Source organism: Spiribacter sp. SSL99 (assembly GCF_009805925.1).
In the GTDB taxonomy this organism is placed as follows: domain Bacteria; phylum Pseudomonadota; class Gammaproteobacteria; order Nitrococcales; family Nitrococcaceae; genus Spiribacter; species Spiribacter roseus.
In genome coordinates this window covers 138,297-164,912 of sequence record NZ_MAOM01000019.1, presented here as the reverse complement: position 1 = coordinate 164,912, position 26,616 = coordinate 138,297, and the positions used below count along the sequence as shown (strand labels likewise).

At 65.8% G+C, this 26,616-nt stretch carries 26 protein-coding genes; 12 read left to right on the top strand and 14 right to left on the bottom strand.

Translation table 11 applies throughout. The features are described 5' to 3' along the window. Positions 1–71: 71 nt before the first annotated feature. The 3 genes from BA899_RS08270 to clpB all read right to left on the bottom strand — a co-directional run bounded on the left by BA899_RS08270 (position 72) and on the right by clpB (position 3,426). Entirely contained in the window at positions 72–458 is a 387-nt protein-coding gene (locus BA899_RS08270) for a type II toxin-antitoxin system VapC family toxin (protein WP_159300314.1), read from the bottom strand. 3 nt (positions 459–461) lie between these two features. After that, positions 462–731, bottom strand: coding sequence for a type II toxin-antitoxin system Phd/YefM family antitoxin (locus BA899_RS08265; RefSeq protein WP_110882492.1), 270 nt, complete (start codon positions 729–731; stop codon positions 462–464). 73 nt (positions 732–804) lie between these two features. Then, on the bottom strand, positions 805–3,426 hold the full coding sequence (clpB, locus tag BA899_RS08260; protein ID WP_159300313.1) for an ATP-dependent chaperone ClpB: 2,622 nt from the start codon (positions 3,424–3,426) through the stop codon (positions 805–807). A gap of 159 nt (positions 3,427–3,585) precedes the next feature. On the opposite strand from clpB, the gene BA899_RS08255 reads away from it, so the two are divergent. Both BA899_RS08255 and BA899_RS08250 read left to right on the top strand, forming a co-directional pair. Further along, positions 3,586–4,791: a glycosyltransferase gene (locus tag BA899_RS08255; protein ID WP_159300312.1), complete on the top strand. Its 1,206-nt coding sequence runs from the start codon at positions 3,586–3,588 to the stop codon at positions 4,789–4,791. A 121-nt stretch (positions 4,792–4,912) separates the two neighbouring features. Next, positions 4,913–5,737, top strand: coding sequence for a hypothetical protein (locus BA899_RS08250; protein WP_159300311.1), 825 nt, complete (start codon positions 4,913–4,915; stop codon positions 5,735–5,737). 84 nt (positions 5,738–5,821) lie between these two features. On the opposite strand, the gene pgeF is transcribed toward BA899_RS08250, so the two are convergent. Both pgeF and BA899_RS08240 read right to left on the bottom strand, forming a co-directional pair. Beyond that, positions 5,822–6,664 carry a peptidoglycan editing factor PgeF gene (gene pgeF, locus BA899_RS08245; RefSeq protein ID WP_235013336.1) on the bottom strand — a complete coding sequence of 281 codons (843 nt, stop codon included), beginning with the start codon at positions 6,662–6,664 and terminating at the stop codon, positions 5,822–5,824. Further along, positions 6,652–7,764, bottom strand: coding sequence for an RluA family pseudouridine synthase (locus BA899_RS08240; RefSeq protein ID WP_159300310.1), 1,113 nt, complete (start codon positions 7,762–7,764; stop codon positions 6,652–6,654). The genes pgeF and BA899_RS08240 overlap by 13 nt, the downstream gene beginning before the upstream one ends. Before the next feature lie 64 nt (positions 7,765–7,828). On the opposite strand from BA899_RS08240, the gene BA899_RS08235 reads away from it, so the two are divergent. After that, positions 7,829–8,692 (top strand): outer membrane protein assembly factor BamD, encoded by an 864-nt coding sequence (locus tag BA899_RS08235; protein WP_159300309.1) that lies wholly within the window; start codon positions 7,829–7,831, stop codon positions 8,690–8,692. A gap of 42 nt (positions 8,693–8,734) precedes the next feature. On the opposite strand, the gene BA899_RS08230 is transcribed toward BA899_RS08235, so the two are convergent. Genes BA899_RS08230 through sucC form a run of 4 tightly spaced genes read right to left on the bottom strand, consistent with a single transcriptional unit; the run spans position 8,735 to position 12,828 of the window. Further along, a complete protein-coding gene (locus BA899_RS08230; RefSeq protein WP_110882487.1) occupies positions 8,735–9,073 on the bottom strand; it encodes a P-II family nitrogen regulator in 339 nt (112 codons plus the stop codon). 36 nt (positions 9,074–9,109) lie between these two features. Continuing rightward, positions 9,110–10,756, bottom strand: a complete 1,647-nt coding sequence (locus BA899_RS08225) for an NAD+ synthase (RefSeq protein ID WP_159300308.1) — start codon at positions 10,754–10,756, stop codon at positions 9,110–9,112. Further along, complete coding sequence (sucD, locus tag BA899_RS08220; RefSeq protein WP_110882485.1) at positions 10,753–11,625, bottom strand: succinate--CoA ligase subunit alpha; 873 nt, start codon at positions 11,623–11,625, stop codon at positions 10,753–10,755. Before sucD ends, BA899_RS08225 begins: the two co-directional genes overlap by 4 nt. 33 nt (positions 11,626–11,658) lie before the next feature. Next, positions 11,659–12,828: an ADP-forming succinate--CoA ligase subunit beta gene (gene sucC / locus BA899_RS08215; protein WP_110882484.1), complete on the bottom strand. Its 1,170-nt coding sequence runs from the start codon at positions 12,826–12,828 to the stop codon at positions 11,659–11,661. Positions 12,829–13,042: 214 nt separating this feature from the next. Between sucC and BA899_RS08210 the strand changes: the two genes are divergently transcribed. From BA899_RS08210 to BA899_RS08185, 6 genes are all read left to right on the top strand, one after another. Beyond that, the gene (locus BA899_RS08210; protein ID WP_159300307.1) at positions 13,043–13,519 is read left to right on the top strand and encodes a pilin; all 477 of its coding nucleotides are present in this window, start codon (positions 13,043–13,045) and stop codon (positions 13,517–13,519) included. Positions 13,520–13,549: 30 nt separating this feature from the next. Then, positions 13,550–14,296 (top strand): TadE family protein, encoded by a 747-nt coding sequence (locus tag BA899_RS08205; RefSeq protein WP_159300306.1) that lies wholly within the window; start codon positions 13,550–13,552, stop codon positions 14,294–14,296. A 160-nt stretch (positions 14,297–14,456) separates the two neighbouring features. Further along, on the top strand, positions 14,457–15,473 hold the full coding sequence (dctP, locus tag BA899_RS08200) for a TRAP transporter substrate-binding protein DctP (RefSeq protein ID WP_159300305.1): 1,017 nt from the start codon (positions 14,457–14,459) through the stop codon (positions 15,471–15,473). Between the two features lie 93 nt (positions 15,474–15,566). Further along, complete coding sequence (locus tag BA899_RS08195) at positions 15,567–16,151, top strand: TRAP transporter small permease (RefSeq protein ID WP_148121647.1); 585 nt, start codon at positions 15,567–15,569, stop codon at positions 16,149–16,151. Between the two features lie 3 nt (positions 16,152–16,154). After that, positions 16,155–17,438 (top strand): TRAP transporter large permease, encoded by a 1,284-nt coding sequence (locus BA899_RS08190; protein ID WP_159300304.1) that lies wholly within the window; start codon positions 16,155–16,157, stop codon positions 17,436–17,438. Between the two features lie 9 nt (positions 17,439–17,447). After that, positions 17,448–17,897 carry a universal stress protein gene (locus tag BA899_RS08185; RefSeq protein ID WP_144347164.1) on the top strand — a complete coding sequence of 150 codons (450 nt, stop codon included), beginning with the start codon at positions 17,448–17,450 and terminating at the stop codon, positions 17,895–17,897. A gap of 27 nt (positions 17,898–17,924) precedes the next feature. Here the strand turns inward: BA899_RS08185 and ampE are convergent, their stop codons facing one another. Then, positions 17,925–18,788 carry a regulatory signaling modulator protein AmpE gene (gene ampE, locus BA899_RS08180; RefSeq protein ID WP_159300303.1) on the bottom strand — a complete coding sequence of 288 codons (864 nt, stop codon included), beginning with the start codon at positions 18,786–18,788 and terminating at the stop codon, positions 17,925–17,927. Continuing rightward, positions 18,785–19,372 carry a 1,6-anhydro-N-acetylmuramyl-L-alanine amidase AmpD gene (gene ampD / locus BA899_RS08175; RefSeq protein WP_110882578.1) on the bottom strand — a complete coding sequence of 196 codons (588 nt, stop codon included), beginning with the start codon at positions 19,370–19,372 and terminating at the stop codon, positions 18,785–18,787. Before ampD ends, ampE begins: the two co-directional genes overlap by 4 nt. Before the next feature lie 87 nt (positions 19,373–19,459). Here ampD and BA899_RS08170 point away from each other — a divergent pair, with 87 nt between their 5' ends. Further along, a complete protein-coding gene (locus BA899_RS08170; protein WP_159300302.1) occupies positions 19,460–21,466 on the top strand; it encodes a thioredoxin domain-containing protein in 2,007 nt (668 codons plus the stop codon). Positions 21,467–21,565: 99 nt separating this feature from the next. Continuing rightward, positions 21,566–22,648 (top strand): porin, encoded by a 1,083-nt coding sequence (locus tag BA899_RS08165; protein WP_235013334.1) that lies wholly within the window; start codon positions 21,566–21,568, stop codon positions 22,646–22,648. Positions 22,649–22,724: 76 nt separating this feature from the next. Here the strand turns inward: BA899_RS08165 and BA899_RS08160 are convergent, their stop codons facing one another. From BA899_RS08160 to BA899_RS08150, 3 genes are read right to left on the bottom strand one after another with little or no spacing between them, the layout of a single operon-like run. Further along, positions 22,725–24,281: a deoxyribodipyrimidine photo-lyase gene (locus BA899_RS08160; protein WP_159300301.1), complete on the bottom strand. Its 1,557-nt coding sequence runs from the start codon at positions 24,279–24,281 to the stop codon at positions 22,725–22,727. After that, a complete protein-coding gene (locus tag BA899_RS08155) occupies positions 24,278–24,406 on the bottom strand; it encodes a DUF2256 domain-containing protein (RefSeq protein ID WP_159300300.1) in 129 nt (42 codons plus the stop codon). The genes BA899_RS08160 and BA899_RS08155 overlap by 4 nt, the downstream gene beginning before the upstream one ends. Then, positions 24,406–25,287, bottom strand: coding sequence for an NAD-dependent protein deacetylase (locus BA899_RS08150; RefSeq protein ID WP_235013333.1), 882 nt, complete (start codon positions 25,285–25,287; stop codon positions 24,406–24,408). The genes BA899_RS08155 and BA899_RS08150 overlap by 1 nt, the downstream gene beginning before the upstream one ends. Positions 25,288–25,392: 105 nt before the next feature. Between BA899_RS08150 and BA899_RS08145 the strand changes: the two genes are divergently transcribed. Beyond that, complete coding sequence (locus BA899_RS08145; RefSeq protein ID WP_235013332.1) at positions 25,393–26,613, top strand: Bcr/CflA family multidrug efflux MFS transporter; 1,221 nt, start codon at positions 25,393–25,395, stop codon at positions 26,611–26,613. The last annotated feature ends 3 nt before the right edge of the window (positions 26,614–26,616 follow it).

The window sequence follows — 26,616 nt, the reverse complement described above, 5'->3', positions numbered from 1 at the left end:
CATGTGTTCAAAGCGCTACGCCGGCTTCTGCCGACGCGCGCCCTCGACACGATAATCCGCCGGGTGAACGGCTAGGCGCCGTCGGGTTTGAACACCTGGAGATCCAGTCCGCTGATCGGCACGTAGTGTTTACGGTTGGCGGTCAACAATGCCTCGCCTCGCCCCATCGCCGTTGCGGCAATCAACGCATCGGCCATACGAAGCCCGTCGCTTAGGGCATGCTGCTCGACGAGGTTCACAGCACGTGAAGAAGTATCCGCGTCGAGCGCAACGACACGGGCAGGCCAAAACCGCAGAGCTTGCCTCAGAGCGCGAAACTCTCGGGTATTTCTCAGCCCCTGGACAAGCTCCATGTAGGTGACAGCCGACAGCGAGAAGCCATTGAGCGTTTGTAACAGCTCCTCGGCTGGCCGATGGCCGCGCAGGCTCCAGATCAGTACATCGGTATCAACGACCATCAATCAAGGCGCCTCACCAAAAGGGCGCGGCGCTCTTAATTGGTCTATAACTGACTCGACGTCGACCTCCATCCGATCCCGCCAGAGCCCGAAGGCCGGGTTTTCGTCGGCATCGATCGCGCGCCCAAGAGAGGAACCCGCAACCTCTCCACCCATGCCGATCAACATTGCCCGCGGGCGACCGTGATAGGTGATCTGGATGGACTCACCCCGCTCCACCGCCGCTAGCAACTCGGCCGCACGAAGCCGCAGATCCCGAACCGATGCCTGCATTTTTCACCTCCTGCCTGTTTCACAAACTTTATGAAACAAACGCCGGACTGGCAATAATCCGCCGGGTGAACGGCTAGGCCGGCACGGGCTCGCTGACCCGCTCGAGGGTCAAGCCGCCACTGCCCTCGCCGTCCGTCGACGCCTCGGCATCCACCCGGATGCGATCGCCGGCCTGGAATTCGCCGGCAAGGATCCGCTGCGCCAGAGCATTCTCGACCCGCTGCTGGAGCACCCGCTTCAGCGGCCGGGCGCCATACATCGGGTCGAAGCCCGCTTCGCCGATCACATCCAGTGCCGCATCGGTGAGCTCCAGCGCCATGTCCCGCTCGCGCAGCCGCTCGGAGAGGTCGCGCACCTGGATCTCGGTGATCCGGCGGATCTGCTCGCGCTCGAGGGGGTGGAACACCACCACGTCATCGACCCGGTTGATGAACTCCGGCGGGAAGTGCTGGCCGACCACGCCCATCACCTCGCGCTTCATCTCGTCATACTGCGCCTCGCCGGCATGCGACTGGATGAGGTGCGAGCCGAGGTTGGAAGTCATCACGATCACGGTATTGCGGAAATCCACCGTGCGGCCGTGGCTGTCGGTGAGCCGCCCGTCATCGAGCACCTGCAGCAGGATGTTGAAGACATCGGCGTGGGCCTTTTCCACCTCATCGAGCAGCAGCACCGAGTAGGGCTTGCGGCGCACGGCCTCGGTCAGATAGCCGCCCTCTTCATAGCCGACGTAGCCCGGCGGCGCACCGATGAGCCGTGCCACGGAGTGCTTTTCCATGAACTCGGACATGTCAATGCGCACCATCGCCTCCTCGGTATCAAAGAGGAAGCTCGCCAGCGCCTTACACAGCTCGGTCTTGCCGACGCCCGTGGGGCCGAGGAACAGGAACGAGCCATTCGGCCGGTGCGGATCGGACAGCCCCGCCCGTGACCGGCGGATGGCATCCGAGACGGCCTGCACGGCCTCGGACTGGCCAATCACCCGCTCGCCCAGACCTTCTTCCATGCGCAGCAGCTTGTCGCGCTCACCCTCGAGCATCTTCGCCACGGGGATGCCGGTCCACTTCGAGACCACCTCGGCGACTTCCTCATCAGTGACCGCGTTGCGGAGCAGCTGCATGGCCGGTTGATCCTCGGCCTGCGTGGCCGCCTCAAGCTGCTGCTCGAGCTCGGGGATCCGGCCGTACTGGAGCTCGGACATGCGCGTCAGATCACTCGCCCGGCGGGCTGTCTCCAGCTCCTGACGGGCCTGCTCCAGGGCCTCCTTGAGCCCGGTGGTGCCCTCCACGGCGGCCTTTTCGCGATTCCAGACGGCTTCCATTTCGCTGTATTCATGCTCAATCTCGGCGATCTCGTCCTCAAGGGTGGCGAGGCGCTTTTTCGAGGCCTCGTCGGCTTCCTTATTGAGGGCCTCGCGCTCGATCTTGAGCTGAATCAGCCGCCGCTCGAGTCGATCCATGGCCTCGGGCTTGGAATCGATCTCGATGCGGATGCGGCTCGCCGCCTCATCGATCAGGTCGATGGCCTTGTCCGGAAGCTTGCGATCGGTGATGTAGCGCTGCGAGAGCGTGGCCGCGCTGACGATCGCCGGGTCGGTGATCTCGACGCCGTGGTGCACCTCATAGCGCTCCTTCAAACCGCGCAGGATCGCCACGGTGTCCTCCACCGAGGGCTCGTCCACCAACACTTTCTGGAAGCGCCGCTCCAGCGCGGCATCCTTTTCAATGTTGGTGCGATACTCATCCAGCGTGGTCGCGCCGATGCAGTGCAGCTCACCCCGCGCCAGGGCCGGCTTGAGCATATTGCCCGCATCCATCGAACCCTCGGCCTTACCGGCGCCGACGATGGTGTGAATCTCATCGATGAACAGGATGATCTCGCCTTCCTGCTTAGCCAGGTCCTTGAGCACGCCCTTCATGCGCTCCTCAAACTCGCCCCGGTACTTCGCGCCGGCCACCATCGCGCCCATGTCAAGCGAGAGCACGCGCTTTTCCTTCAGCGCCTCGGGCACCTCGTGGTTGACGATGCGCAGCGCCAGCCCCTCGACGATGGCCGTCTTGCCCACGCCCGGCTCGCCGATCAGCACCGGGTTGTTCTTGGTGCGCCGCTGCAGGACCTGGATCGTCCGGCGGATCTCCTCGTCACGGCCGATCACCGGATCGAGCTTGCCCTGCTCGGCCCGCTCGGTGACGTCGATGGTGTACTTCTCAAGCGCCTGGCGCTGGTCCTCGGCATTGGGATCGTCGACGTTCTCGCCGCCGCGGGTGGTGTCGATGGCCTTCTCCAGCGCCTCTTTATTGGCGCCGGCGTGTTTCAGCGCCTCGCCCACCCGGGTCTTGCCATCATCCACGGCCGCCAGCAGGAACAGCTCACTCGAGATGTAGCTGTCGCCGCGCTTCTGCGCGCGCTTGTCGGTCTGATTGAGCAGTCGGTTGAGGTCATTGCTGACATGCACATCACCGCCATCGCCGCTCACCGTGGGCAGCCGATCAACGGCCTCGCCGAGCTGCGAGCGCAGCAGATTGACGTTGACGCCCGCCTGCTGCAGCAGGTGACGCACGCCGCCACCCTCCTGATCGAGCATGGCGAGCGTCAGATGCTCCGGCTCGATCATCGAGTTGTCACGCCCCACGGCCAGCGATTGCGCATCCGCCAGGGCCATCTGGAATTTCGTGGTCAGTTTGTCCGTACGCATGGTGCAGACTCCTTCAGTAATCGGTATATGGACTTACTAACGGATGTGGGGACGGACAACACCCAATGCAAGTTTTTGTCAGCGCTGGTGGCTTCGTCTGGGATGAAAGCTTTAGTAGGCTCAGCGTACTCGTGGGCACATAACGCAGGGACCGCAGACTTGGCTGACCGCAAACCCCGCATTCTCTGGGCGAACCCGTACTGTCTTCTGGATCTGTCCAGTGGGGCGTCGATGACCGTTCGCGAGCAGCTTCGACAGCTGCACAAGCTGGGGTGGGATGTCCGCGTGATCGGCGCCACCATTTTCGACTCCCCCAGAGGTATCACACGCCTCGCCGATCACTGGGAAAAGATCGAACAGTCAAAATCAAAGGTCGTCCACGTCAAAGACGACCCACTCGTCCACAACCTGATCAGAACGCGATCCACCCAGCGCGCCGAGATGACGGCGGCTGAAGAGGCCATCTGGTATCAGACTTACACGAAAGCCCTCGATCAATTTAAGCCCGATATCGTTTACTACTATGGCGGCCGGACCCTCGATCTACTCATCGGTGACGAAGCGCATGCGAGAGGAATCCCGGTCGCCGCGTACCTCGCGAATGGCAATTTTGGGGGGAAACGGTGGTGTCGCGACGTTGATCGCGTGATAACCAACGCCAAGGCGACCGCCGATTACTACAGAGAAAAAGACGGCATAGATCCGATACCCGTTGGCGTCTTTATCGATCCCGCTCGTGTCATCGCTCCCCACCAGGAACGGAAGAACGTTTTATTCATCAATCCATCACTCGCTAAAGGTGCCGCTTTGGTCGTGAGGATCGCCATGCTGCTCGAAGAAAAACGACCTGACATCACGTTCGAGGTGGTCGAGTCACGAGGTGCCTGGCGGGGGTTACTGACACAGGTCTCCGCACAGTACGGCCCGACCCGGAGAGCGCTGAGCAACGTCACGCTGACCGACAACACGAATGACATGCGACCCGTCTATCAGCGGGCCCGCCTCCTTTTAGCGCCAAGCCTCTGGTGGGAAGCCTACGGACGCGTCATTGCAGAAGCCCATATGAACGGGATACCAACAATCGCCACCAACCGAGGTGGTCTGCCCGAGGCGACGGGTAAGGGTGGATTCCTGATCGATCTGCCGGATGCATGCTACACCCCTCCCTACAAAGAAATCCCCTCCGATCAACGCCTTCTAGAAATAATCAACCTTATCACCCGACTCCACGACGACGAGGACGAATTCAACCGAATGCAGGCGCAGGCCAAACTGGCGGGCACCTGTCACAGTCTGGAGGAAAGAGGGCAACGACTGCATACAGCCCTAACCGACATCATCGAGCATCGACCACATGCAACGTGACTAGCAACTTCCACCCATGGCCAGCAGACCAGCCCGGAATTTTGCACGACTTTATTGATATGACTAAAGAAATTACTAACTGTGAATATATTTTCTCGGCCGCTGCCGAAGGAACACACAATTGATATCGCCTAAACTGTGCATCCATCCAGGCCTCCCAAAAACTGGCACCACCAGTCTACAGAAAAACATATTCCCTTATTTTCCTCGCGCCGAAATCGCCTATCTTGGCAGGGGTATGCCCAACGAACGACAAGTCATTAGAATAAGAAAATTTTTTCAGCAGACTGGCGGAGAACTGCGAGTCCAGCGGATGGCGGACCGCAAAAAACACGTAGTAGTGTCTGATGAGAACATGAGCATGTCACCGGCTAACCCTTGGTCCGTTCATGCAGTGACGTTACCAGAGAGCGTAGCAGTAAATACTGCAAGGTTAGCCGAAAAGTTGGGTGGGCTTTCGCCAGCTTTTTTGATCACCATACGGCGGCAGGATACGTGGCTTGCTTCGCGCTACGCGGAATCTGCCAAGATAATGCATGGTGTCAATCAAAAAGACTTTGAGAGACGGCTCCGCAAAATCCTAAGTGACACCGCATCCGCACCAGGACTCAGTTGGTTGAGATATAATAGCCTGTGCGAGGTCTTCGCCTCTATCCGTCAAGCAGAAACATTAGTCGTCCCACTGGAGGGTTACCAAGAAGACCGATCATCCTACGCGGAAAAAATTTGTGCGTTTCTGGACGTGGAGACTGTAGTAGGGTCGTCAGCCGATGGCCATGAAAATAAGCTATCAATGGGTGATAGCAAATGGCAAACCAAAGGACATCAGGAATGCATTGAGCTGCGAGAAGACCTATCGAAATTGATCCTCAACCGGTTCCGGTCAGAAAATGAGCAGCTTTCCGAGAAGTTAGATATAGATTTATCCCAGTGGGGCTATTTCTGAAATGATTATCAAACGGTGGCAGATGAGCAGTCGCAGAGAAGCCGCGCAAAGCCCCGGCGACCGTGAAGGCGTCTTGCATGCGGCTTAAACGCACCTGGTGGAAGATTCGCTTGAGGTTCGTCCCGGTCGCCCGGCGAGACAGATATAGGCGGCGATGCGCCCACTGGTCTGGTCGCGGCGATAGGAGTAGAACCGATTGGGGTCGCTGCAGGTACATTGGCCCGCGCCCGTCACCGCGCGGGCGTGGACGCCAGCCTGTATGAGAACGGCCTTGGCGGTGGCCGCCAGATCAAGTTGAAAGCGCCCGCTGGGGGTCTCATGCGCTGGCGGGCCCTCTCCCGCGTTGTCGGTGTCGGTGGCCGACCGATATCGGGCAGCCACCCCTTCGCTTGCCATCGCCTCGATCACCTCACCGCCCACCGCATAGGCCTCGGGCCCGATACACGGGCCGATACAGGCCATGAGCTCAGACACCGGGACGGGCAGTGCCGCCAGGGTCTGCGGGATCACCCCTGCTGCCAGACCACGCCAGCCCGCATGGACCGCGGCCACACAGGTGCCGTCCCGTGCGGCCAGCAGGATCGGCACACAATCGGCCACCAGCACCGCGCAGACCTGGCCGGCCTGATCCGTCCACACCGCATCGGCCTCAGTGACGTCGGGCTCGACGGCGCTTGCATGCACCACACGGGTGCCGTGCACCTGGGAGAGCCATCGCGGCGCCTCGGGCAGGCCGGCCTGCTCAACCAGACGCCGACGATTTTCCTGCACCGCGGCGGGGTCATCGCCCACATGCATCGCCAGGTTGAGGGCGTCATATGGCGGCTCGCTGACTCCACCGTGCCGGGTCGTAAAGCCCGCGTTCACCGGCGCGGGCCAGTCCGGGCGCAGGATCGACAGGCCCGTCCCGGCGGTCACGGCCGCCACCGTCCGTCATCCTCAGCGGCCGACGCCATCTGAGCCTGATGCGCGCGCAGGGCGGCCAGCAGCACGGCAAAATCGTCCGGTGGCGGCGCCGACCAGGAAAGGGTCTCGCCGCTTGTGGGGTGCACCAGCGTAAGGGTCTCGGCATGCAGGGCCTGCCGGCGGAAGCGGCGCAGCACATCGGCCAGCGTGTGGACGTCGCGTGTGGATGACGAGTGTTCACTCGGCGCCGAAGCAACCCCACCATCCCCCTCGGCCGGGATTGCCGACTCGGCCCCTGACGGCAGCGCCAGCCGCCCGCCATATAGCGCGTCACCGACAATCGGATGGCGGATATGCGCCATGTGCACACGGATCTGATGCGTCCGCCCCGTCTCCAGCCGGCAGCGCAGCAGCGTATGGGCCGGGAAACGCGCCTCGATGCGGTAATGGGTGACCGCCGGCTTGACCCCCGCGCCGATGGGATCGCCGTTATTGTCCACGCCCTGGCGCACCGCCATCCGCAACCGGTCCCGCGGGTGCCGGCCAATGGGCGCATCCACGCTGCCGCCCGCGGTAAAGGTGCCGCCCACCACCGCCAGATACTCGCGGCCCACCGTGCGGGCCTGGAGCTGCTCAACCAGATGGGTATGCGCCTCGAGCGTCTTCGCCACCACCATCAACCCCGTGGTGTCACGGTCGAGCCGATGCACGATCCCCCCGCGCGGCAGCCCGCCAAGGCGCGCATCATGATGCAGCAGCGCATTCTGCAGCGTGCCGTCCGCATTGCCCGCGCCGGGGTGCACCACCAGACCGGCGGGTTTATTGATCACCAGGAGGGCCGTGTCCTCATGAACGATGGACAGCGGAATGGGCTCGGCCGCGACCACCCCCTCCTCCGAGGCGGTGGCGGCCAGCCGGATGCGCTCACCGCCCTTGACCGCCACACGCCCCCGCGGCGATCCGCCATCGACGGTCAGATCCCCATCGCGCAGCCAGCGCTGCAGCCGCGAGCGCGAGAACTCCGGGAACAGCTCGGCGAGCACGGCATCCAGCCGCCGCCCCGCGGCGGCCTCGGGGATCGTCGCGTCGCGCTCGATCCGGGTCACTGACGAGTCATTCATGCTGGGCGATGCTCCCCGTTTTCTCTAGACTGGGTGGATCAGACACACGATGGACACAGGTGCCATGACGCGCTTTCTCGCAATTCTACTGCTTATCGGCCTGCTCGCGGGCTGCGCCGGCAACACGCAGACCTCCAACCGGCTCGACAACACCGAGGCGGCGGCCCTCTACGAAGCCGCCAGCGAGGCGGCCGGGCGCAACGACTGGCAGACCGCCATCAGCGAGCTCGAGTCGCTGCAGGCGCAGTACCCGTTCGGGCTCTACGCCACCCAGGCCCAGCTCGACATCATCCACGCCTACTACCAGGCCGGCGAAGTGGCCTCCACCGTGGCCGCCGCCGAACGCTTCCGGCGCATCAACCCGCGCCACCGCGCCGTGCCCTACAGCTGGTACATGCAGGGCCTCGCGCTTGAGGAGAAAAACCGCGGGCCGGTCAAGGACTGGGTGGGCATCAACGACGTCCTGCGCGACCCGGTCCCACGGCGCCAGGCCTTCGCCGCCTACACCACACTGGTCGAGGACTATCCCGACAGCGAGTACACCGACATGGCGCGCGGAAGACTGGATGTGCTGTACGCCGAAGGCGCGGAGTTCCAGTTGAGCGTGGCGCGCTTTTATGCCGATCGCGATGCCTGGGTGGCCGCCGCCCGGCGCGCCATCACCGTGATCGAGGCCTTCGAGGGCACCGCCGCGGTCAGGCCGGCCACCGACCTGCTTGGCACCGCCTACCAGCGCCTCGGCCTGGATGCCCTGGCTGATGGCGTGCGCACGGCCCAGCGCGAGACCGACCGCGATGCCGGGGACCGCATCCCCGACACGCCGACACTCTACGAGGAAGAGACGATGGAAGTGCCACCCGCCCCCACGTCCGAAGGCCCCTCAGGCGGCTCAGGCGGAATGGGTGGCCCGATGGGCGGCGGCCTCTAGGGGAGTCCAGCGGCTTCTAACCGCCGCGGACGGCGTTCGCGATCAGAGCGCCTGTTCGCCGGAATCGCTGGTGCGGATCCGCACGGCCTGCTCCACCGGCGTGACGAATACCTTGCCGTCACCGATCTTGCCGGTATTGGCCGCCGCCACGATGGCCTCGACCACGCGCTCGACCTGATCGTCGGCCACCACCACCTCGACGCGCATCTTGGGCAGGAAGTCCACGACGTACTCCGCCCCGCGATAAAGCTCGGTGTGGCCCTTCTGCCGGCCAAACCCCTTCACCTCGGTCACCGTCATGCCGGTGATGCCCACTTCGGCGATGGCCTCGCGCACGTCATCGAGCTTGAACGGCTTGATGATGGCCTCGATTTTCTTCATTCCAATGCTCCGCTGTTGGCTGGAGGCGTGAGTGTATCAGGCGCCCGGTCCGCCCGGCTGACGACCGAACCCGGAGGTGATCGGATAGCGCCGGTCGCGACCGAATGCCTTGGTGGTCACCTTGACCCCCGGCGCCGCCTGACGGCGCTTGTACTCGTTGCGGTGCAGCAGCTTGACCACCTTGGCCACCGTCTCGCGGTCATGCCCCTGACCCACCAGGTCTTCGACGCTGGCATCGTCCTCGACATAGGCGGCCAGGATGGTGTCGAGCTCGGCGTAATCCGGCAGGCTGTCGCTGTCCTTCTGATCGGGGGCAAGCTCGGCGCTCGGCGCGCGGGTCAGGATCCGCTCGGGGATGACCGGGGCGTCGGCGTTGCGATAGGCGGCCAGGCGGTACACCTCGGTCTTGAAGATGTCCTTGAGCGGCGAGAACCCGCCCACCATATCGCCATAGAGCGTGGAGTAGCCCACCGCCATTTCGCTTTTATTGCCCGGCGCCAGCACCAGACCGCCCAGCTTGTTGGACACCGCCATCAGCATCGTCCCGCGGATCCGCGACTGCAGATTCTCCTCGGTGACATCCACGGGCCGGTCACCAAACACCGGCGCCAGCGTGGCGCAGAAGCCATCGAACACCGACTCGATGGCCAGCGTGTCGTAGCGAACGCCCAGCGCGTCGGCCAGCCCGGCGGCATCGGTCTGACTCATATCGGCGGTGTAGCGGGTGGGCATCATCAGGCAGTGCACCCGGTCCGAGCCCAGCGCGTCGGCGGCGATGCAGGTCACCAGCGCCGAGTCGACGCCGCCGGAAAGACCGATCACCACGCTCGGGAAGCCGTTTTTCTCGACATAGTCGCGCACCCCCCACACCAGGGCCTCATAGACCACCGCCTCGGGCGAGAGCGACGGCTCGATGGCCCCCTCCAGCGGTGTCCAGCGGCCATGGATGCACTCGACATCCACCGGATGCAGGCCCGTATCGAAGTGCGGCGCGCGCACCATCAGATCGCCGTTGCCGTCAAACGCGCAGGAGCCGCCGTCATAGACGACCTCGTCCTGACCACCGGCCATGTTGCAGTAGAGGATTGGCAGACCGGTCTCGGCGACGCGATCGCGCAGCACCGACTCGCGGGCGGCGCTTTTATAGTGATCGAAGGGCGAGGCGTTCAGGTTGACCACCACATCCGCGCCGGCCCCCGCCGCCTGGTTGACCGGCCCGCGGTGCCACGCGTCCTCACAGATGGTCACGCCCACCCGGCAGCCGTCGACGTCGATCACACAGGGCGATGTCCCCGGCGTGAAATAGCGCAGATCGTCAAACACGCCATAGGTGGGCAGCTCCTGCTTGGCGTAGCAGGCCTGCACCGCGCCGTCGCGGATCACGCAGGCGGCGTTGTAGAGATGGCCATCAGCAAGCTGCGGGGCGCCCACGATCACGGTGATGCCCCGGGCTGCCTCGGCGATGCGGCCCAGGCCGTGATCGACGGCAGCGATGAAGTCGGGCCGCAGCAGCAGATCATCCGGCGGATAGCCGGTCAGCGTCAGCTCCGGAAAGCACACCAACCGCGCACCCAGGTCGTCCCGCGCCCGCGTGGCGGCCGCGATGACCGCATCGGTGTTGCCTGCGACATCGCCGACCAGCAGGTTGAGCTGGGCCATGACCAGCCGCAGGTGCTGATTCATCCGGTAAAGGCGTCGCTCACGCGCTGACCGATCTCCGCCGGCGAGCGGACCGTGGCCACGCCGGCGCGCTCGAGGGCGCCGAACTTATCCGCCGCGGTGCCCTTGCCACCACTGATGATCGCACCGGCATGACCCATGCGCTTGCCGGGCGGCGCCGTAACACCGGCGATATAGGCGATCACCGGCTTGCGCACGTTGGCCTGGATGTACTCCGCGGCCTCTTCCTCGGCGGTGCCGCCGATCTCGCCCACCATGACGATGCCCTTGGTGTGGCGGTCGGCCTCGAAGCGCGAGATCACATCGATGAAGCTCATGCCCTGGATCGGATCGCCGCCGATGCCCACACAGGTGCTCTGACCCATGCCGATGTCGGTGGTCTGCTTGACCGCCTCGTAGGTCAGCGTGCCCGAGCGCGAGACGATGCCAATGGACCCCGCCTTGTGGATATGGCCCGGCATGATGCCGATCTTGCACTGATCCGGGGTGATGATGCCGGGGCAGTTGGGACCGATCAGCGTGGCGTCGTAGAAGTCCAGCGCCGCTTTCACCTTGAGCATGTCCAGCACGGGAATGCCCTCGGTGATGCAGGCGATGACCTTGATGCCCGCCTCGGCGGCCTCGAGGATCGCGTCGGCGGCGAACGCGGCCGGCACATAGATCATCGAGGCGTCGGCCCCGGTGCCGTCCACCGCATCGCGCACGGTGTTGAACACCGGCCGGTCAAGATGCGTCTCGCCGCCACGGCCCGGCGTGGTGCCACCGACGATGTTGGTGCCGTAGGCAATGCACTGCTCGGCGTGAAAGGTACCCTGCTTCCCGGTGAAGCCCTGGACGATGACCTTGGTGTGCTTGTCCACCAGAATGCTCATGTGTATTCCTCGTCGTTAGTCCGGGTTGCGGGATCAGGCGCTGACCGCGCCGACCACCTTGTCTGCGCCATCGGTCAGGTCATCGGCGGGGATGATATCGAGGCCGCTGTCAGCGAGCAGCTGTTTGCCCTGCTCGACATTGGTGCCCTCGAGCCGCACCACCACCGGGACGTTGACCCCCACTTCCTTCACCGCGGCGATCACGCCCTCGGCGATCATGTCGCAGCGCACGATGCCCCCGAAGATATTCACCAGAATGCCCTGCACATCGGGGCTGGCGGAGATGATCTTGAACGCCTCGGTGACACGCTCCTTATTGGTGCCGCCGCCCACGTCCAGAAAGTTGGCCGGCTCGCCGCCGTGCAGCTTGATGACGTCCATGGTGGCCATGGCGAGCCCCGCGCCGTTGACCATGCAGCCGATGTTGCCGTCGAGGGTTATGTAGTTGAGGCCGTGCTCGGCGGCCTGCACCTCGGTCTCGTCCTCCTGGCTCAGGTCGCGCATGTCGGCGATCTCGGGCTGGCGGTTGACCTCGATGGCGTTGTCATCGACGTTGATCTTAGCGTCCAGCGCCAGCAGTGAATCATCCGCGGTGACGATCAGCGGGTTGATCTCGATGAGGCTGAGGTCGCGGTCCTCGAAGCAGCGGTACAGGCCCTTCATGATCTGGGTCAGCTGCTTGATCTGGGCGGGCGTCAGGCCCAGCGCAAAGCCCATCTGGCGGCACTGATAGGGCTGCAGACCGGCGACGGGATTGACCCGAACGGTCACGATCTTCTCCGGCTCGGTGGCTGCCACCTCCTCGATGTCCATGCCGCCGGCGGCGGAGCCCATGAACACGACCCGCTTGCTGGCCCGGTCGACCAGGGCGCCGAGGTAAATCTCGCGGGCGATGTCCAGGCCTTCTTCGACCATCACCGCGTTGATCGGCATGCCCTGCTCATCGGTCTGATGGGTGACCAGCCGGGTGCCGAGCATGGCCTCGGTGTACTCGCCCACCTCGTCAATGCTCTTGGCCAGCTTGACGCCACCGGCCTTGCCGCGGCCGCCGGCGTGGACCTGCGCCTTGACCACCTGCACCGAACCGCCCAGCTCCTGCGCAGCGGAGCGGGCCTCGGCCGCGGAGCGGGCCACGAAGCCCCGGGGGATGGGAATACCGAACTGGCTGAAGATGTGCTTCGCCTGAAATTCGTGAAGGTTCATGGACGCTCCGCCTCCTCCAATAAAAGTGCCGACATTCTCCACGATTAAACGCACCGATTCAAAAGATCAGCGACCCCGTGATGACCGCCACTCGTCCGGCGCACCCGCGGGGCGGGTGGATTGTGTGACCCGGCCCGCAGATCGGCACCGGCACCTGGGGCTGAATGGACCGGCAGGCCGCAGTCTGGCCTGAGCATGACAATGGAGGTTTCCCATGCGAATGCGACAGAAGGGCTTCACCCTGATCGAGCTGATGATCGTGGTCGCGATCATCGGCATCCTGGCGGCGGTGGCCGTACCGGCCTACTCGGACTACACGGTGCGGGCGAAGGTCACCGAGGCCCTCACCGCCGCCGGCGCCGCCAAGACGAGTGTGGCGGATTACTACTATGCGAATGGCGAGTTGCCGACCAGTAACACCGAGGCGGGGTTAGCCGATGGGGCGACTTATGCGACGGACGTGATCAAGGATCTTTCTATTCACGGGGATGCGGTGCCGGGACAAACTCAGGGGACTATTGAGATCGAATTTGGCGATATCGGAGACTCTGCTGCGATAGATACCCTGCTGAACTTCGTACCGGACACCTCGAACAACGCCCTCGCCTGGAACTGCGAGATCCCCGACACCAATGGCCTCCCCGCTCAATACGCCCCGGCCAGCTGCCGTTCCACCTCGACCACTCAATAGCGACCCATCCTTCATAACCCGGCCCTGAGCATGCGCCGACGCGCAGGCCGGTCCACCCCAAGCGGCAGCGGGCGCATCACCGGCAGCATCATGCTGGAAACGGTGATCGCCCTGCCGGTTGTACTCGTGCTGGGCCTGTCGATCACCCAGTGGGCGCTCATCCATCAGGCCCGGGCCGTGGTCGATCACGCCACCCTGATGGCGGCGCGGACCGGGGCCCTCGCCAATGCCGAGACGGGCCCCATGCGCAATGCCTTTGCCCGCGCCATCGTCCCGCTGCATCTCAAAGACGCCACGGCCACCGGGTTCGAGACGGCCTTTTTCACCCGGGCCATGCCCGATGCCCGGCTCAACCTCGCGCTGCACATTCTTAACCCGACCCGCGAGGCGTTTGCCGACCACGGCCAGCGGGACGCCAACGGCAAGGTCTATCTGCCGTTCCGCCACCTCGATCGTGCGCCCAGCGGCATCGGCCGGCGCAGCGGCATCAGCCTCCAGGACGCCACCCTGCTACGGGTCCGGGCCACCTACGGCTACGCCCTTGAAGTGCCCTATGCCGGTGCATTCATTCTCCGGGCCCTGCGCACCGCCACGCGCTGGACTTCGGCGTACGGCGCGCGGGAGCGCGCCATGCTGGCCACCGGGCGGCTGCCACTGGTGACCACGGCCACGGTGCGGATGCAGACCCGAGCCTACCGCGGCGGGCGCTTTCCGCGTCGCAGCGAACTGCCGGAGGTGCCGCGACAGGCGCCGGATAACGGTAATAACGCGCCATGATCGTGCATGATTCGCGCCATTTTGAAGCATATGCCACTGACTTGACCCCCGCGAACAGCGCGGGATAGCTTTAACGGGTCTGTCACATCAGTGACGGCTGGTAATCGGCAAGTGCGCGGCATTCTGCCGTCACCCGAAACAGCAACAAGGAGACTCATTCATGAAGTCATCCGCGCTTTTCACGCGTACCGCCGCCGGTGCGCTCGCTCTCGGCCTGTCCACGGCCGCCTTCGCTGACACCTGGCGCTACGCGCATGAGGAGTATGAAGGCGACGTGCAGGACGTCTACGCCGTGGCCTTCAAGGACTACATCGAGGCCAACTCCGATCACACCCTCGAGATCTACCGCTTTGGCGAGCTGGGCGAGTCCGACGACATCATGGAGCAGGCCCAGTCCGGCATCCTCGAGTTCGTCAACCAGTCGCCGGGCTTCAGTGGCGCCTGGCTGCCACCGGCACAGATCTTCTTCGTGCCCTACCTGCTGCCCACCGACGAGCAGACCGTGCTCGAGTTCTTCAACGAGAGCGAGGCCATCAACGAGATGTTCCCCGAGCTCTATGCCGAGCATGACCTCGAGCTGCTGAAGATGTACCCGGAGGGCGAGATGGTGGTCACCGCCGACGAGCCGATCACCAGCCCGGAGGATCTCAACAACAAGAAGATCCGGGTCATGACCAACCCGCTGCTCTCCGAGACCTACGACGCCTTCGGCGCCAGCCCGACGCCCCTGCCCTGGGGTGAGGTCTATGGTGGCCTGCAGACCGGCGTGATCGACGGTCAGGAGAACCCGATCTTCTGGATCGAGTCGGGCGGCCTCTACGAGGTTTCGCCGCACCTGACGTTCACCGGTCACGGCTGGTTCGTGACGGCGTCGATGGCCAACCAGGACTTCTTCGAAGGCCTGTCGGACAGCGAGCAGCAGATGATCCGCGAGGCGGCCAATGTGGCTTATGACCACACCATGGAGCACATCCAGGGTCTGGCCGACGAGTCGCTTGAGAAGATCCGCGAGGACTCCGACGAGGTCACCGTGACACGTCTCACCGACGAGCAGATCGAGGCCTTCAGGGCCCAGGCGCCGCAGGTCGAGCAGGCGTATCTCGAGATGACCGGCGAGGATGGCGAAGCGCTGCTCGAGCAGTTCAAGGCCGATCTCGAAGAAGTCCAGTCCAACTGAGACTCTGACTGACTGATCGCCAGTCAGCCCCGGGGCGGCCCGCGTGGCGGGTCGCCCCCTTTATTAACCAGTGATCGAGGAGGCGGAGCGGGCATGAACGCCGAAGACGAAGCAGCGGAACGGGCCTATCGCTCGGACCTGCCGGGCCCACTTGGCCTGCTCGACACCTTTCTCGCACGACTGGAGGCCGTCATCCTGGCCTCGGGCGTGCTGCTCATGGCCACCAACACCATCGCCAACGTGGTGGGACGCTTCGCGCTGGGTCAGAGCATTTCCTTTTCCGGCGAAATCAACCGGATCCTGATCATCCTGATCACGTTCGCGGGCATCGGCTACGCGGCGCGCCACGGCCGCCACATCCGCATGTCGGCCATCTACGACGCATTCCCCGTCGGCGGGCGCAAGGTAGCGATGATCATCATCGCCCTGGTCACCTCGGCGACGATGTTCTTCCTGCTCTACTTCTCGGTGTGGTACATCATCGATGTCCGCGACAGCGGTCGGGTACTGCCGGCACTCGGCTTCCCCATCTGGACGGTCTACGTCTGGGTGCCGCTGGGGCTCGGGATCACCGCCATCCAGTACCTGCTCACCGCCATCAAGAACATCCGCGAGAAGGACGTCTACCTGTCCACCGCGGTCATCGACGGCTACCGCGACACCGAGACCGAGGTCTAGGCCATGAGCGCGATCATGTTCAGCGCCATGGTGATCCTGCTGCTGCTGGGATTCCCCATGATGGTGCCGCTGATCGCCGGGGCGGTGATCGGCTTCACCATGATGTTCGGCGGCTTCGGGCAGATGGAGACTCTCATCCAGCAGATGCTCGCGGGGATCCGGCCGGCGTCGCTGATCGCGGTGCCGATGTTCATCCTCGCCGCCGACATCATGACCCGGGGGCATTCCGCCGAGCGCCTGATCAACATGGTCATGAGCTTCATCGGCCATATCAAGGGCGGCCTGGCGGTCAGCACCGCCGCCTCCTGCACGCTGTTCGGCGCGGTCTCGGGCTCCACCCAGGCAACGGTGGTGGCCATCGGCTCGCCGCTGCGGCCGCGGATGCTCAAGGCCGGTTACAAGGACCCGTTCACGCTCGCGCTGATCATCAACGCCAGTGACATCGCGTTCCTGATCCCGCCGAGCATCGGCATGATCGTCTACGGCGTAATCTCCGAGACCTCCATCGGTGAGCTGTTCATCGCGGGCATCGGCCCGGGGCTGATGATCCTCACGATGTTCTCGATCTACTGCATCATCTACGCCCACATCAAGGGCGTCCCCACCGAGGACAAGGCCAGCTGGGGCGAGCGCCTTACGGCGGTGCGCCATGCACTCTGGCCGCTCGGCTTTCCGGTGATCATCGTCGGCGGCATCTACGGCGGCGTGTTCAGCCCCACCGAGGCCGCCGCGGTCTGCGTGCTCTACGCACTGATCCTTGAGTTCGTGATCTTCCGCTCGCTCAAGGCCAGCGAGATCTGGGCCATCGCCAAGTCCACGGGCCTGATCACCGCGGTGGTGTTCATCCTGGTGGGCGCGGGCAACGGATTTTCCTGGATCATCTCGTTCGCCCAGATCCCCGAGGCGGTGCTCGGCGCCGTCGGCATCAACGAAGCCGGACCCGTGGGCGTACTGATCGCGATCTGCGTGGCGTTTTTCATCGCCTGTATGTTCGTCGACCCCATCGTGGTCATCCTGGTGCTGACCCCGATCTTCATGCCAGCCATCGAGGCCACCGGGCTCGACCCGGTGCTGGTGGGCATCCTGATCACGCTGCAGGTGGCGATCGGATCGGCGACACCGCCGTTCGGCTGCGATATCTTCACGGCCATCGCGATCTTCAAGCGACCCTATATGGAGGTCATTCGGGGGACACCGCCGTTTGTCCTGATGCTGGTGTTCTCGGCGGCCCTTTTGATCATGTTCCCGCAGATCGCCCTGGGACTGCGCGACCTGATGTTCAACTAGAGGCGGCGTATGGCGTTATTCAACCGAATCCTGGTGCCCGTGGATGGTTCGAGCGGCGCGATGTCGGCGCTGCATACGGTGATCGGCCTGCAGCGACTGACCGACGCCGAGGTGTTCGTGCTGTGTGTGTTCAAGCACCACAGCCTGCGCGAGGCCTCGCTGTCCATGGTCCGGCCAAAGCGCATGACCATGCCCGACGACGCGCTCAAGGAATACGCCACCGACATCGCCATGTCGGCCAAGCAGTCGATCATCGACCACCACGTCCCCCGCGATCGGGTGCGGGCGTTCGTCAAGGGCGGGCGGCCGGCGAGCACCATCGTCCAGTTCGCCCGCCAGCGCGAGTGTGACCTGATCGTGATCGGCGCCCAGGGCACCACCGACGAGACCAGTATGCTGCTGGGCAGCGTCGCCCACCGTGTGGCAGGCGGGGCGCACTGCCCGGTCATGGTCGTCTAGCGATCGTTCCAGCGGGGGCCCGGCGGCTCAGCCGATGATCAGCAGCACGCCCGCCGCCACCAGCGCCAGCCACACATAAACCGTCCGCCGCAGCAGCGCATAGGCATCGTCCACGGCGTCGGCGGTCAGATCGCGGGGGGCGTTGGCCAGCGGCACACCCAGCGCCGCCATGCCGGTTTCCGCCAGGCGCCGCGGTGCGCCCGCCGCCGCCTCAGATTCCCAGACCGTCCAGGCCGCACTGAAGTGGCCCGCCAGCGCCAGTGTCAGCGCCATCAGCCGGTCGGGCAGCCAGTCCAGCCCCGCCACCAGGCGCGTCGCACGCCCGCAGTAGCCGGGACCGGCATTGTCCTGGCAGTCGCCGAACGCCCGCGCCAGCACCGCCAGTCGATAGCCGAACGCGCCCACAGGGCCCAGCAGCACAAACCAGAACACCGGCGCAAACAAGCGCGTCCGGGCGCGCAGCATCAGATGCCCCGCCGCCGCCTCGGGCATGGCCTCGAAGGCCATCGGCTCGTCCCGCCCCCCGGCCAGCGCCTTCAGGGCGGTCGCGGCGGCGGCGGTGTCCCCGCGCCGCCAGGCCGCGGTGAACGCCGCCACCTCGGCCTCGAGGGGCTCGCCCCCGCCAAACGCAAAGCACAGTGCGGCCACACTCAGCACCAGCCCCACGCCGCCGAACAGCGCGCCACCCAGGCTCCACTGCAGGATCGCCACCGGCAGTAGCGGCGGCAGCAGCACCAGCGCCACGCCCAGGCCATGGTCCCAGGCGCGCAGGCGCATCAGCCGCGGCTGCAGCCAGGCACTGTAGCGAAAGAACCCCCGCGCACTGCGCCAGCCCCCGGGTGGCAGGCGGCTGTTGATGAGCAGTGCGGCAATCAGGGCAAGCAGCTTCACAGGGTGAGCGCCCGGCGCTGGGTGATCGGGCAGCGGATCTCGAGGTTGCGGGCCAGGCGCTGCCAGTCAAATCCGGGGCCGGGATCGCTCTTGCGCCCGGGGGCGATATGGCAGTGCCCCACCACGCGGTCCGCGCCGATGGCCGGATAGGTCGCCCGCAGCCCGCGGATCAGCGCCTCAAGCCGGTCATACTGAATCGGCCGGTAGGGCTGGGTGTCGGTGCCCTCCAGCTCGATGCCAATGGAGAAGTCATTGCAGTCGCGCCGCCCCTCGAACACCGACTCGCCGGCGTGCCAGGCGCGCCGGTCAAACGCGACATACTGGGTCAGCCCGCCGTCCCGGGCGATCAGCACGTGGGCGGATACCCGCACGCCGGCCAGGTAATCGAAGCGGGCGTCACCGCGGGTGTTGAGCCGATTGGTGAACAGCTCGGTGATATGACCGCCGCCGAACTGGCCGGCGGGCAGGCTGATGCCATGCACCACAATCAGCTCCGGCGCCTGACCGGGCGGTCGCTCGCCCTGATTGGGCGATGCCACGAAGGCCGCCTCGGCAACCCGTCCGGTTGCCCCATCGATCCGCATGAGTGCCCGTTCCTGTGCGTCGAGACCCGTTGATGGCGAGGATGATAGCATCCAGCCCGCGTTATCACTGTCTGTCGGGATCATGCCATGGCCGAATCACCCCTCACCAGCAATCGACTGGGCGCGGCGAGCAGCCCCTACCTGCGCCAGCACGCCGACAACCCAGTGCACTGGCAGCCGTGGGACGACACCGCGCTGGCCGCCGCCCGCGATCAGGACCGGCCGATCCTGCTGTCCATCGGCTATTCGGCCTGTCACTGGTGCCATGTCATGGCGCATGAGTGCTTCGAGGATCCGGCCATCGCCGATCAGATGAATCACGGGTTCATCAACATCAAGGTCGACCGCGAGGAGCGCCCCGATCTTGACCACATCTACCAGACCGCCCATCAGCTGCTGGTGGGCCGCGGCGGTGGCTGGCCGCTGACCGTCTTCCTGACCCCCGATCAGATGCCGTTTTTTGCCGGGACCTACTTCCCCGCCAAGGCCAGCCAGGGCATGCCCGGCTTTGGCGATGTCATGGATCGCATCACCCGGGTGTGGCGCGACCACCGCGACGAGATCCACGAGCAGAACGCCGATCTCAAGCGCGTGCTGGATCGGCTGGGCACGGTCACGCCGCGTACTGCCCTGCCCGATGCCGGCGTGCTCGACACCGCCCGTCAGCAGCTGGGCGAGCGCTTCGACCCGGCCCACGGCGGGTTCGGCCCGGCGCCCAAGTTCCCGCAGCCCATGACCCTCGAGCGGCTGCTGCGCACCTATGCCCGCAGCCAGCAGCGCGGTGAGCCCGACCGCGGCGCCCTGCACATGGCCTGCCACAGCCTGCGGCGGATGGCGCTGGGGGGAATCTATGACCAGATCGGCGGTGGCTTTGCGCGCTACAGCGTGGATGCCGAATGGCGGATCCCGCATTTTGAGAAAATGCTCAGCGACAACGCCCTGCTGATCGGTGTCGCCAGCGACGCCTTCCAGGCCACCGGCGATCGGTTCTTCCGCCGCATTGCCCGGGAGACCGCCGAGTGGGCGCTGCGCGAAATGGAACAGCCGGGCGGCGGCTTCGCCACCTCGCTGGACGCCGACAGCGCCGGGGGCGAGGGCGCGTTCTATCTATGGACGCCCGAGCAGATGCGGGCGGTGCTCAGTGCCGACGAGGCGGAGCTGGTGATCCGGCGACTGGGCCTGGATGAAAAACCCAACTTTGACGGGCGCTGGCATCCACAGGTGCACATGGCCTTCTCGGAACTGGCCAAGGCCCTGCACACCCCGCGCGACGTCCTGGTAGCCCGTTGGAAGTCGGCGCAGCAGAAACTCCGTGATGCCCGCGACCAGCGCCCACGACCGGGCCGCGACGACAAGGTGCTGACCGCCTGGAATGCGCTGATGATCCGTTCCCTGGCGCGGGCCGGGCGCTTCCTCGAGCTGCCGCACCTCATCGATGCCGCCGAGCGCACCGAGGCGGCACTGCAGGCGCGCGGCGCGTTGACCTTCCTCGACGATCACGCCTTCCTGCTGGATGCCCTCATCGAGCTCCAGCAGGCGCGCTGGTCCGATGCCCGCACGGCGTGGTCGCGCTCACTGGCCGATGCCCTGCTTGAGGGCTTCGAGGATGCGGATGTCGGCGGGTTCTATCTGACCGCCCGCGACCATGCCCCCCTCATCCAGCGGCCCCGGCGCTGGACCGACGATGCCCTGCCCGCCGGCAATGGCATCGCGGCGCTGGCGCTCAACCGACTGGGTCACTGGCTGGGCGAGCCGCGCTACCTGAATGCCGCCGAGCGCACGCTGATGGCGGCCGCCGAGAGCATCGAGCAGGCACCGGCGGCGCACTGCACGCTGCTGGATGCCCTGGATGAGCAGCTCGTCCCCCCGGCGCTCGTGGTGATCCGCGGGGACACGCCAACGCGCCAGGCCCTGCGCGACGTCGCCGAGGGCGGCTTCGCCCCGGGCCGGCTGGTGCTGACCCCCGGGGACGGCCAGCGTGCCGGTGCCGCACCGGCCGAGGGCAGCGGCGCGTGGGTGTGCCGCGCCCGGGCCTGCCTGCCGAAGGCGGCCACCGCCGCCGAGCTCAAGGACCGCCTCAGCGAATCGCTGTGAACGCCCTGTTGCGTTGATACAACGGCTGTCACTCCAGCGTCATTGATTTGTCACGGATCTGTCACTGAACCCTCATCGCCTCGTCACATTGTCCCGGCATTGTCATCGCCAGTCGGGGCAGCGGCGGACGCCGCGGCTGTCGCGTCAACGCAACGCCACAATCAAACGAGGATTCAAGTGATGAAGCACGCACCCAAACTGGCCCTTCTGGTCGCGGCCGGCATGGCTTCCGCCGGCGCTCAGGCCGCCGATTTCGAAGTCTCCGAGAACACCACACTGACCCTGGGCGGCGAAGTGGTCCTCAACTACCTTTATGAGAAAAAGGCTGATGGGGACAACAGCACCGATTTTGTGGATGACGGTTCGCTCGTACTCCTCGGAGGTAGCCGTGACCTCGGTAACGGCGTCACCGCGTTCGCCGAAGCCGAATTCGAGTACAACGTGCTCGGACAGGGCGACGGCAACGTATCACGGGGGGCGAGCATCCTTGGTTTTGCCGGCGACTTCGGTGAAGTGGCGATCGGCGACGTCGACAACGTCTTTGAGGATTTGATCACCGACGCGGTCGATCCCTTTGAGAACGCCTCACTCAGCGACTCAACTCGGACTCCCGAGGACAGCATGATCGCCTATTACAGCCCCGATATGGACGGTTTTTCGTTCCGGCTGCAGGGACGCCACAAAAACGAGGATGCCAACCAGTCAAACACTGAGGTCAGCCTGGTTGCCGCGGCCGAGTATGACTTTGGTCCGATCGCCCTTGCGGCCGCCTATGACAGCCGCGGATCAATCGACGACGATGGCGGTACTGATACCAACGACCAGTTCAATTCGCAGGATCACCTGGTTGGTATCTCGGCTGTGGCCCAGCTGAGTGACCGTCTCGAGGTGAGCGCCCGCTTTGCTCAGGAGAACGACCAGGCCGGTAATGACAAGGACTTCACCGCCGTCGCCTTCTCTTACAACTATGGTGCCGGCGACGTCTACGGGGCGGCTCAGAGCTTTGATCCCAGCAATGGCAGTTCGAAGTCTGAGGTGGCAGCTGGCGTCAACTACGAGGTTGCCAGCGGCGTACTCATCTTCGCCGAGTACGGCAACCTTGACCGCGAGCTGAGCGACGGCGACGTCGTGGCCGATGACACCGACAAGCTGGGCGTCGCGGGTCTGATCTACGAGTTCTGATCCCACTCCCAGGGTTTCCCCCACACAACCGCTGACCGGCATCGCTACCCGGTCGGCGGTTTTTTTGTTCCAGGGACTAGAGATCCAGCGTGCCCTGTCCCGGCGGCGGGCGGCGCCGACCGGAGCGCGGCCGCTCGGGGGCGGGACTGCGGCTGGCGTGCTGGCGGCGTACTCGGGCCGATTCCCGGGCCAGATCCCGCTGCTCGCGGTGGGCCTTGATGCGCGCCCGGGCGTCCCGCGCGGCCTGCTCGTGATCCACCACCGGCCAGGGGTAATCCCGCCCCAGACGCACACCGTAGCGCCGCTGCAGCCCGCCGGGCATCCGCCAGGGCTCGTGAATCCACTCGCCGGGCACGGCGGCCAGCGCCGGCAGCCAGTGGCGGATATAGGCGCCGTCCGGGTCCTGGTCGCGGGACTGCTTGACCGGGTTGTAGATGCGCAGGGTGTTGATCCCCGTGGTGCCGGACTGCATCTGGAACTGGCAGTAGTGGATGCCCGGCTCGTAGTCGGTAAAAAGCCGCGCCAGCGCCTGTGCCGGTTCACGCCAGTGCATCCACAGGTGGTAGCTCGATACGGCGACGAGCATGGCGCGCATCCGGAAGTTGATCCAGCCCTCGGCCCGCAGCTGGCGCATGCAGGCATCGACGAAGGGCAGACCGGTGCGGCCCTCGATCCAGGCGGCGAGCCGCTCAGGGTCGGTCTGCGACTCGTCCCGCAGCCCGTCGTAGCCGCGGTGCATGTTGCGCCACTCAAGCGCCGGCTCGTCCTCGAGTTTCTGGATGAAATGGCAGTGCCAGTGCAGGCGGGACTCGAACGACTTGAGCGACCGCGCCCAGTGCGAGCGCGGCGCCTCGGCCTTCAGTGCCATCCAGCGGCGGCGATGGGTCTGCACGATCTCGCGCAGCGAAAGCGTCCCGTAGGCGATATGCGGCGAGAGCCGCGAGCAGACCTCGCCGGCGGACACCGGGCTTGCCATGCCCTGGCGGTAGGTCTCGCCGCGGGTGGCCAGAAAGCTGGCCAGCAGGGACTCGCCAGCGGCCCGACCGCCCGGCTGACGGCCCGGGCAGTCAATCCGCCCCCAGCCGCGCTCGGCCGGCAGCCGATCGATGGGGATGGCGGCGGCGTGCACCGCCGCGCCCGGGTCGAGCGCCCGGGCGGTTGCCGGCGGGCACACGGGCGGGGCCTTCATCCGCCGCTCCCAGTGTCCGGCCCATTCATCGCGGCTCGCCAGCGGGCGGACGACGCCGAACTGCGGCACCTCATGCAGCGCGATGCCGGCCTCGCGGCAGCCGCGTCGCACCGCCCGGTCACGCTGATGGGTCCAGGCGTTACCCGTCTCCTCGTGGGCGTGAAGGGTGATCCCGCCCAGCGCGGCATTCAGCCACCGAAAGATTGCCATGGCCTCGCCCTCGAACACCCACAGGCGCAGGCCCCGCTCGGCGAGGGCCGCATCCAGTTCGATCAGGCTCTCGCGGATGAACGCCCAGTGGCGCTGGGCGGTGTCCGGCTGGCGCCAGTAGTCGGGCTCGATGACATACACCGGCAGCACCGGCCCCTCGGCCATGGCGCGTGCCAGCGGCGCATGGTCGGCGGTGCGCAGATCGCGCTTGTACCAGACAAGCTGCGCGCTCATCGACTGCGCCGACAGCGTTCCGAGCAATAGCGCACGTTCTCCCAGTCACGCGCCCACTTGCGTCGCCAGTTGAACGGCCGGCAGCAGACCGGGCAGATCTTGCTGGGCAGCGGCTTTTTCGCCATCAGCCCACCGCCCGGCGGGGTGACAGGGACTGGATGATCGCGGCAAGCCCGCTCGCGCAGTCCGCGGTCACCCGGCCGCTGGCCTCGGCGTCGCCGCGGGTGATGCCAAGCCCCAGCACATACACCGGCTTGCCGGCCGCCGCCGCGGCGCGCACGAACCGGTAGCCCGACCAGACCATCAGGGAGGAGCCCACCACCCACAGCGCGCCGGCCGACTCAAGGGCGGCGAAGGCGGCGGCGACCCGGGCTTTGGGGACCGTCTCACCAAAAAACACCACCGCGGGCTTGAGCATGCCACCGCAGGCCTCGCACGCCGGCACCACGAAATCGTCGTAGTCGACATCGCCCAGCTCGGCATCACCATCCGGGGTCATCTGCGGGGACCGGGCCGCGGCCGCCCAGCCGGGGTTGGCCGCTTCCAGCTGGCTCTGATGATGGGCGCGGGGGATGACCCGGCCGCAGTCCAGGCACTCGACGCGATCGAGCCGGCCGTGGAGGTCGTGAACCGCCGGGCTGCCGGCGGCCTGGTGCAGGCCATCGACATTCTGGGTGATCACCGGGCCCACCACGCCCCGGGCGCCGAGTTCGGCCAGCCGCCGATGGGCGGCATTGGGTCGGGCCTGCTCGACGGTGCGCCAGCCCACCAGGCTGCGCGCCCAGTAGCGCCGGCGACCCGACTCGTGACCGGTGAACTCGGCCAGCTGCATGGGCGAGCCGCGCTTCCAGACGCCGCGATGGTCGCGATAATCCGGAATGCCCGAGCCGGTGGACACCCCGGCGCCGGTGATCACCAGCGCCGGGGCGTGCGCCTCGAGGGCCTGCGCCATGCGCTCGACGGGCCATTCATCGGCGGCTTCGGGAAGGGGTCGTGAACGTGCCACGCGAAGGAACTCCTCGGCCTGACTGGCCTCCACTACGCTACGGTATACTGACAGATGCAAGCGGCCGGAATTCGCTTGCTCTTTGGCGCCAGGAGGCCCTCACCCTTGTTCGGACCCATCCAGCCCGCCCGCCCCGACGGCGTGGCGATGATCATCATTCTAGGCGTGATCACCGCGTTCGCCCCGCTGTCCATCGACCTGTACCTGCCCAGCCTGCCGCTGATCGAGGCGGACCTGGGGGTCAGTGCCGGGCAGACACAGCTCAGCCTGGCGCTGTTCTTTGTGGGACTGGCACTGGGGCAGTTCTTCTATGGCCCGCTTGCCGATCGCTACGGCCGGCGCCGGCCGCTGCTGGCCGGTATTTTACTGTATGGCGCGGCGACGCTGATATGCGGTCTTGCGACCGGCATCGAGGCCCTGCTGGTCGGCCGGCTGATCCAGGGCTTCGGGGCGGCGGCCGGGCCGGTGATCGCCCGTGCCGTGGTGCGCGATCTGTACTCGGGCCGACGGGCGGCGCGCATGATGTCGTTCGTGATCCTGGTCATGACCATGGCGCCGCTCATCGCCCCGGTGCTGGGCGGCTGGATCAGCTCACAGCTCGGCTGGCGGGCGGTGTTCGCAGTGCTCGCCCTGTTCGCGGTGATCTGCACCGCGATGCTGCTTATCGCGCTGTACGAAACCCACCCTGCGGAGCGGCGCCCGGATGCCCGGCTGGGGCAGCTGTTCATGGCCTATGGCCCGATCCTGCGGGATCCGGTCAGCCTCGCCTATCTGGGCGCCGGCGGCATGGCCTTCGCCGCGCTGTTCGCCTATGTCGCCGGCAGCCCGTTCGTCTATACCGAGGTGTTCGGCGTCTCGCAGGCGCAGTTCGGCTACTACTTCGCTCTCAACGTGGTGGGGCTTTTGATTGGCAACCTCACCAACGGCCAGCTGGTCATGCGCTACGGCCACCGGCGCATGCTGAGTGCCGGGGTGCTGATCATGGCGAGCGCCACGGCCGCCCTGGTCGCGCTGGTGGCGGGCGGGGTGACCGCGCAGTGGCTGATCACCCCGCCCCTGTTCGTGGCGTTGGGCACGGTGGGCATCATCGCCGCCAACACCGTGGCCGGACTGCTCGATCGCTACCCGGCCCACGCCGGGGCGGCCTCGGCGCTGTTCGGCGTCGCCCAGTTCAGTCTGGGGGCGGTCAGTGCGGCGCTGGTGGGGCTCATCACGGCCGGGCCGCTGGTCACCATGGTCGGTGTCATGGCGGTCACCGCGGCGCTCGCCCTGGCGGCGGTCTCCGCACTCTGGCACCAGCAGCGCCGGCCGGCATCCGTCGCCTGAGCC

Coding starts and splice junctions, on each gene's coding strand:
- sucD (WP_110882485.1), bottom strand. CDS start 11,625: ATGAGCATTCTGGTGGACAAGCACACCAAGGTCATCGTCCAGGGCTTC.
- BA899_RS08225 (WP_159300308.1), bottom strand. CDS start 10,756: ATGAATCAGCACCTGCGGCTGGTCATGGCCCAGCTCAACCTGCTGGTC.
- dctP (WP_159300305.1), top strand. CDS start 14,457: ATGAAGTCATCCGCGCTTTTCACGCGTACCGCCGCCGGTGCGCTCGCT.
- BA899_RS08210 (WP_159300307.1), top strand. CDS start 13,043: ATGCGAATGCGACAGAAGGGCTTCACCCTGATCGAGCTGATGATCGTG.
- BA899_RS08205 (WP_159300306.1), top strand. CDS start 13,550: ATGCGCCGACGCGCAGGCCGGTCCACCCCAAGCGGCAGCGGGCGCATC.
- BA899_RS08270 (WP_159300314.1), bottom strand. CDS start 458: ATGGTCGTTGATACCGATGTACTGATCTGGAGCCTGCGCGGCCATCGG.
- BA899_RS08195 (WP_148121647.1), top strand. CDS start 15,567: ATGAACGCCGAAGACGAAGCAGCGGAACGGGCCTATCGCTCGGACCTG.
- BA899_RS08190 (WP_159300304.1), top strand. CDS start 16,155: ATGAGCGCGATCATGTTCAGCGCCATGGTGATCCTGCTGCTGCTGGGA.
- BA899_RS08185 (WP_144347164.1), top strand. CDS start 17,448: ATGGCGTTATTCAACCGAATCCTGGTGCCCGTGGATGGTTCGAGCGGC.
- sucC (WP_110882484.1), bottom strand. CDS start 12,828: ATGAACCTTCACGAATTTCAGGCGAAGCACATCTTCAGCCAGTTCGGT.
- BA899_RS08230 (WP_110882487.1), bottom strand. CDS start 9,073: ATGAAGAAAATCGAGGCCATCATCAAGCCGTTCAAGCTCGATGACGTG.
- BA899_RS08240 (WP_159300310.1), bottom strand. CDS start 7,764: ATGAATGACTCGTCAGTGACCCGGATCGAGCGCGACGCGACGATCCCC.
- clpB (WP_159300313.1), bottom strand. CDS start 3,426: ATGCGTACGGACAAACTGACCACGAAATTCCAGATGGCCCTGGCGGAT.
- BA899_RS08160 (WP_159300301.1), bottom strand. CDS start 24,281: ATGAGCGCGCAGCTTGTCTGGTACAAGCGCGATCTGCGCACCGCCGAC.
- BA899_RS08235 (WP_159300309.1), top strand. CDS start 7,829: ATGACGCGCTTTCTCGCAATTCTACTGCTTATCGGCCTGCTCGCGGGC.
- ampD (WP_110882578.1), bottom strand. CDS start 19,372: ATGCGGATCGATGGGGCAACCGGACGGGTTGCCGAGGCGGCCTTCGTG.
- BA899_RS08265 (WP_110882492.1), bottom strand. CDS start 731: ATGCAGGCATCGGTTCGGGATCTGCGGCTTCGTGCGGCCGAGTTGCTA.
- BA899_RS08170 (WP_159300302.1), top strand. CDS start 19,460: ATGGCCGAATCACCCCTCACCAGCAATCGACTGGGCGCGGCGAGCAGC.
- BA899_RS08155 (WP_159300300.1), bottom strand. CDS start 24,406: ATGGCGAAAAAGCCGCTGCCCAGCAAGATCTGCCCGGTCTGCTGCCGG.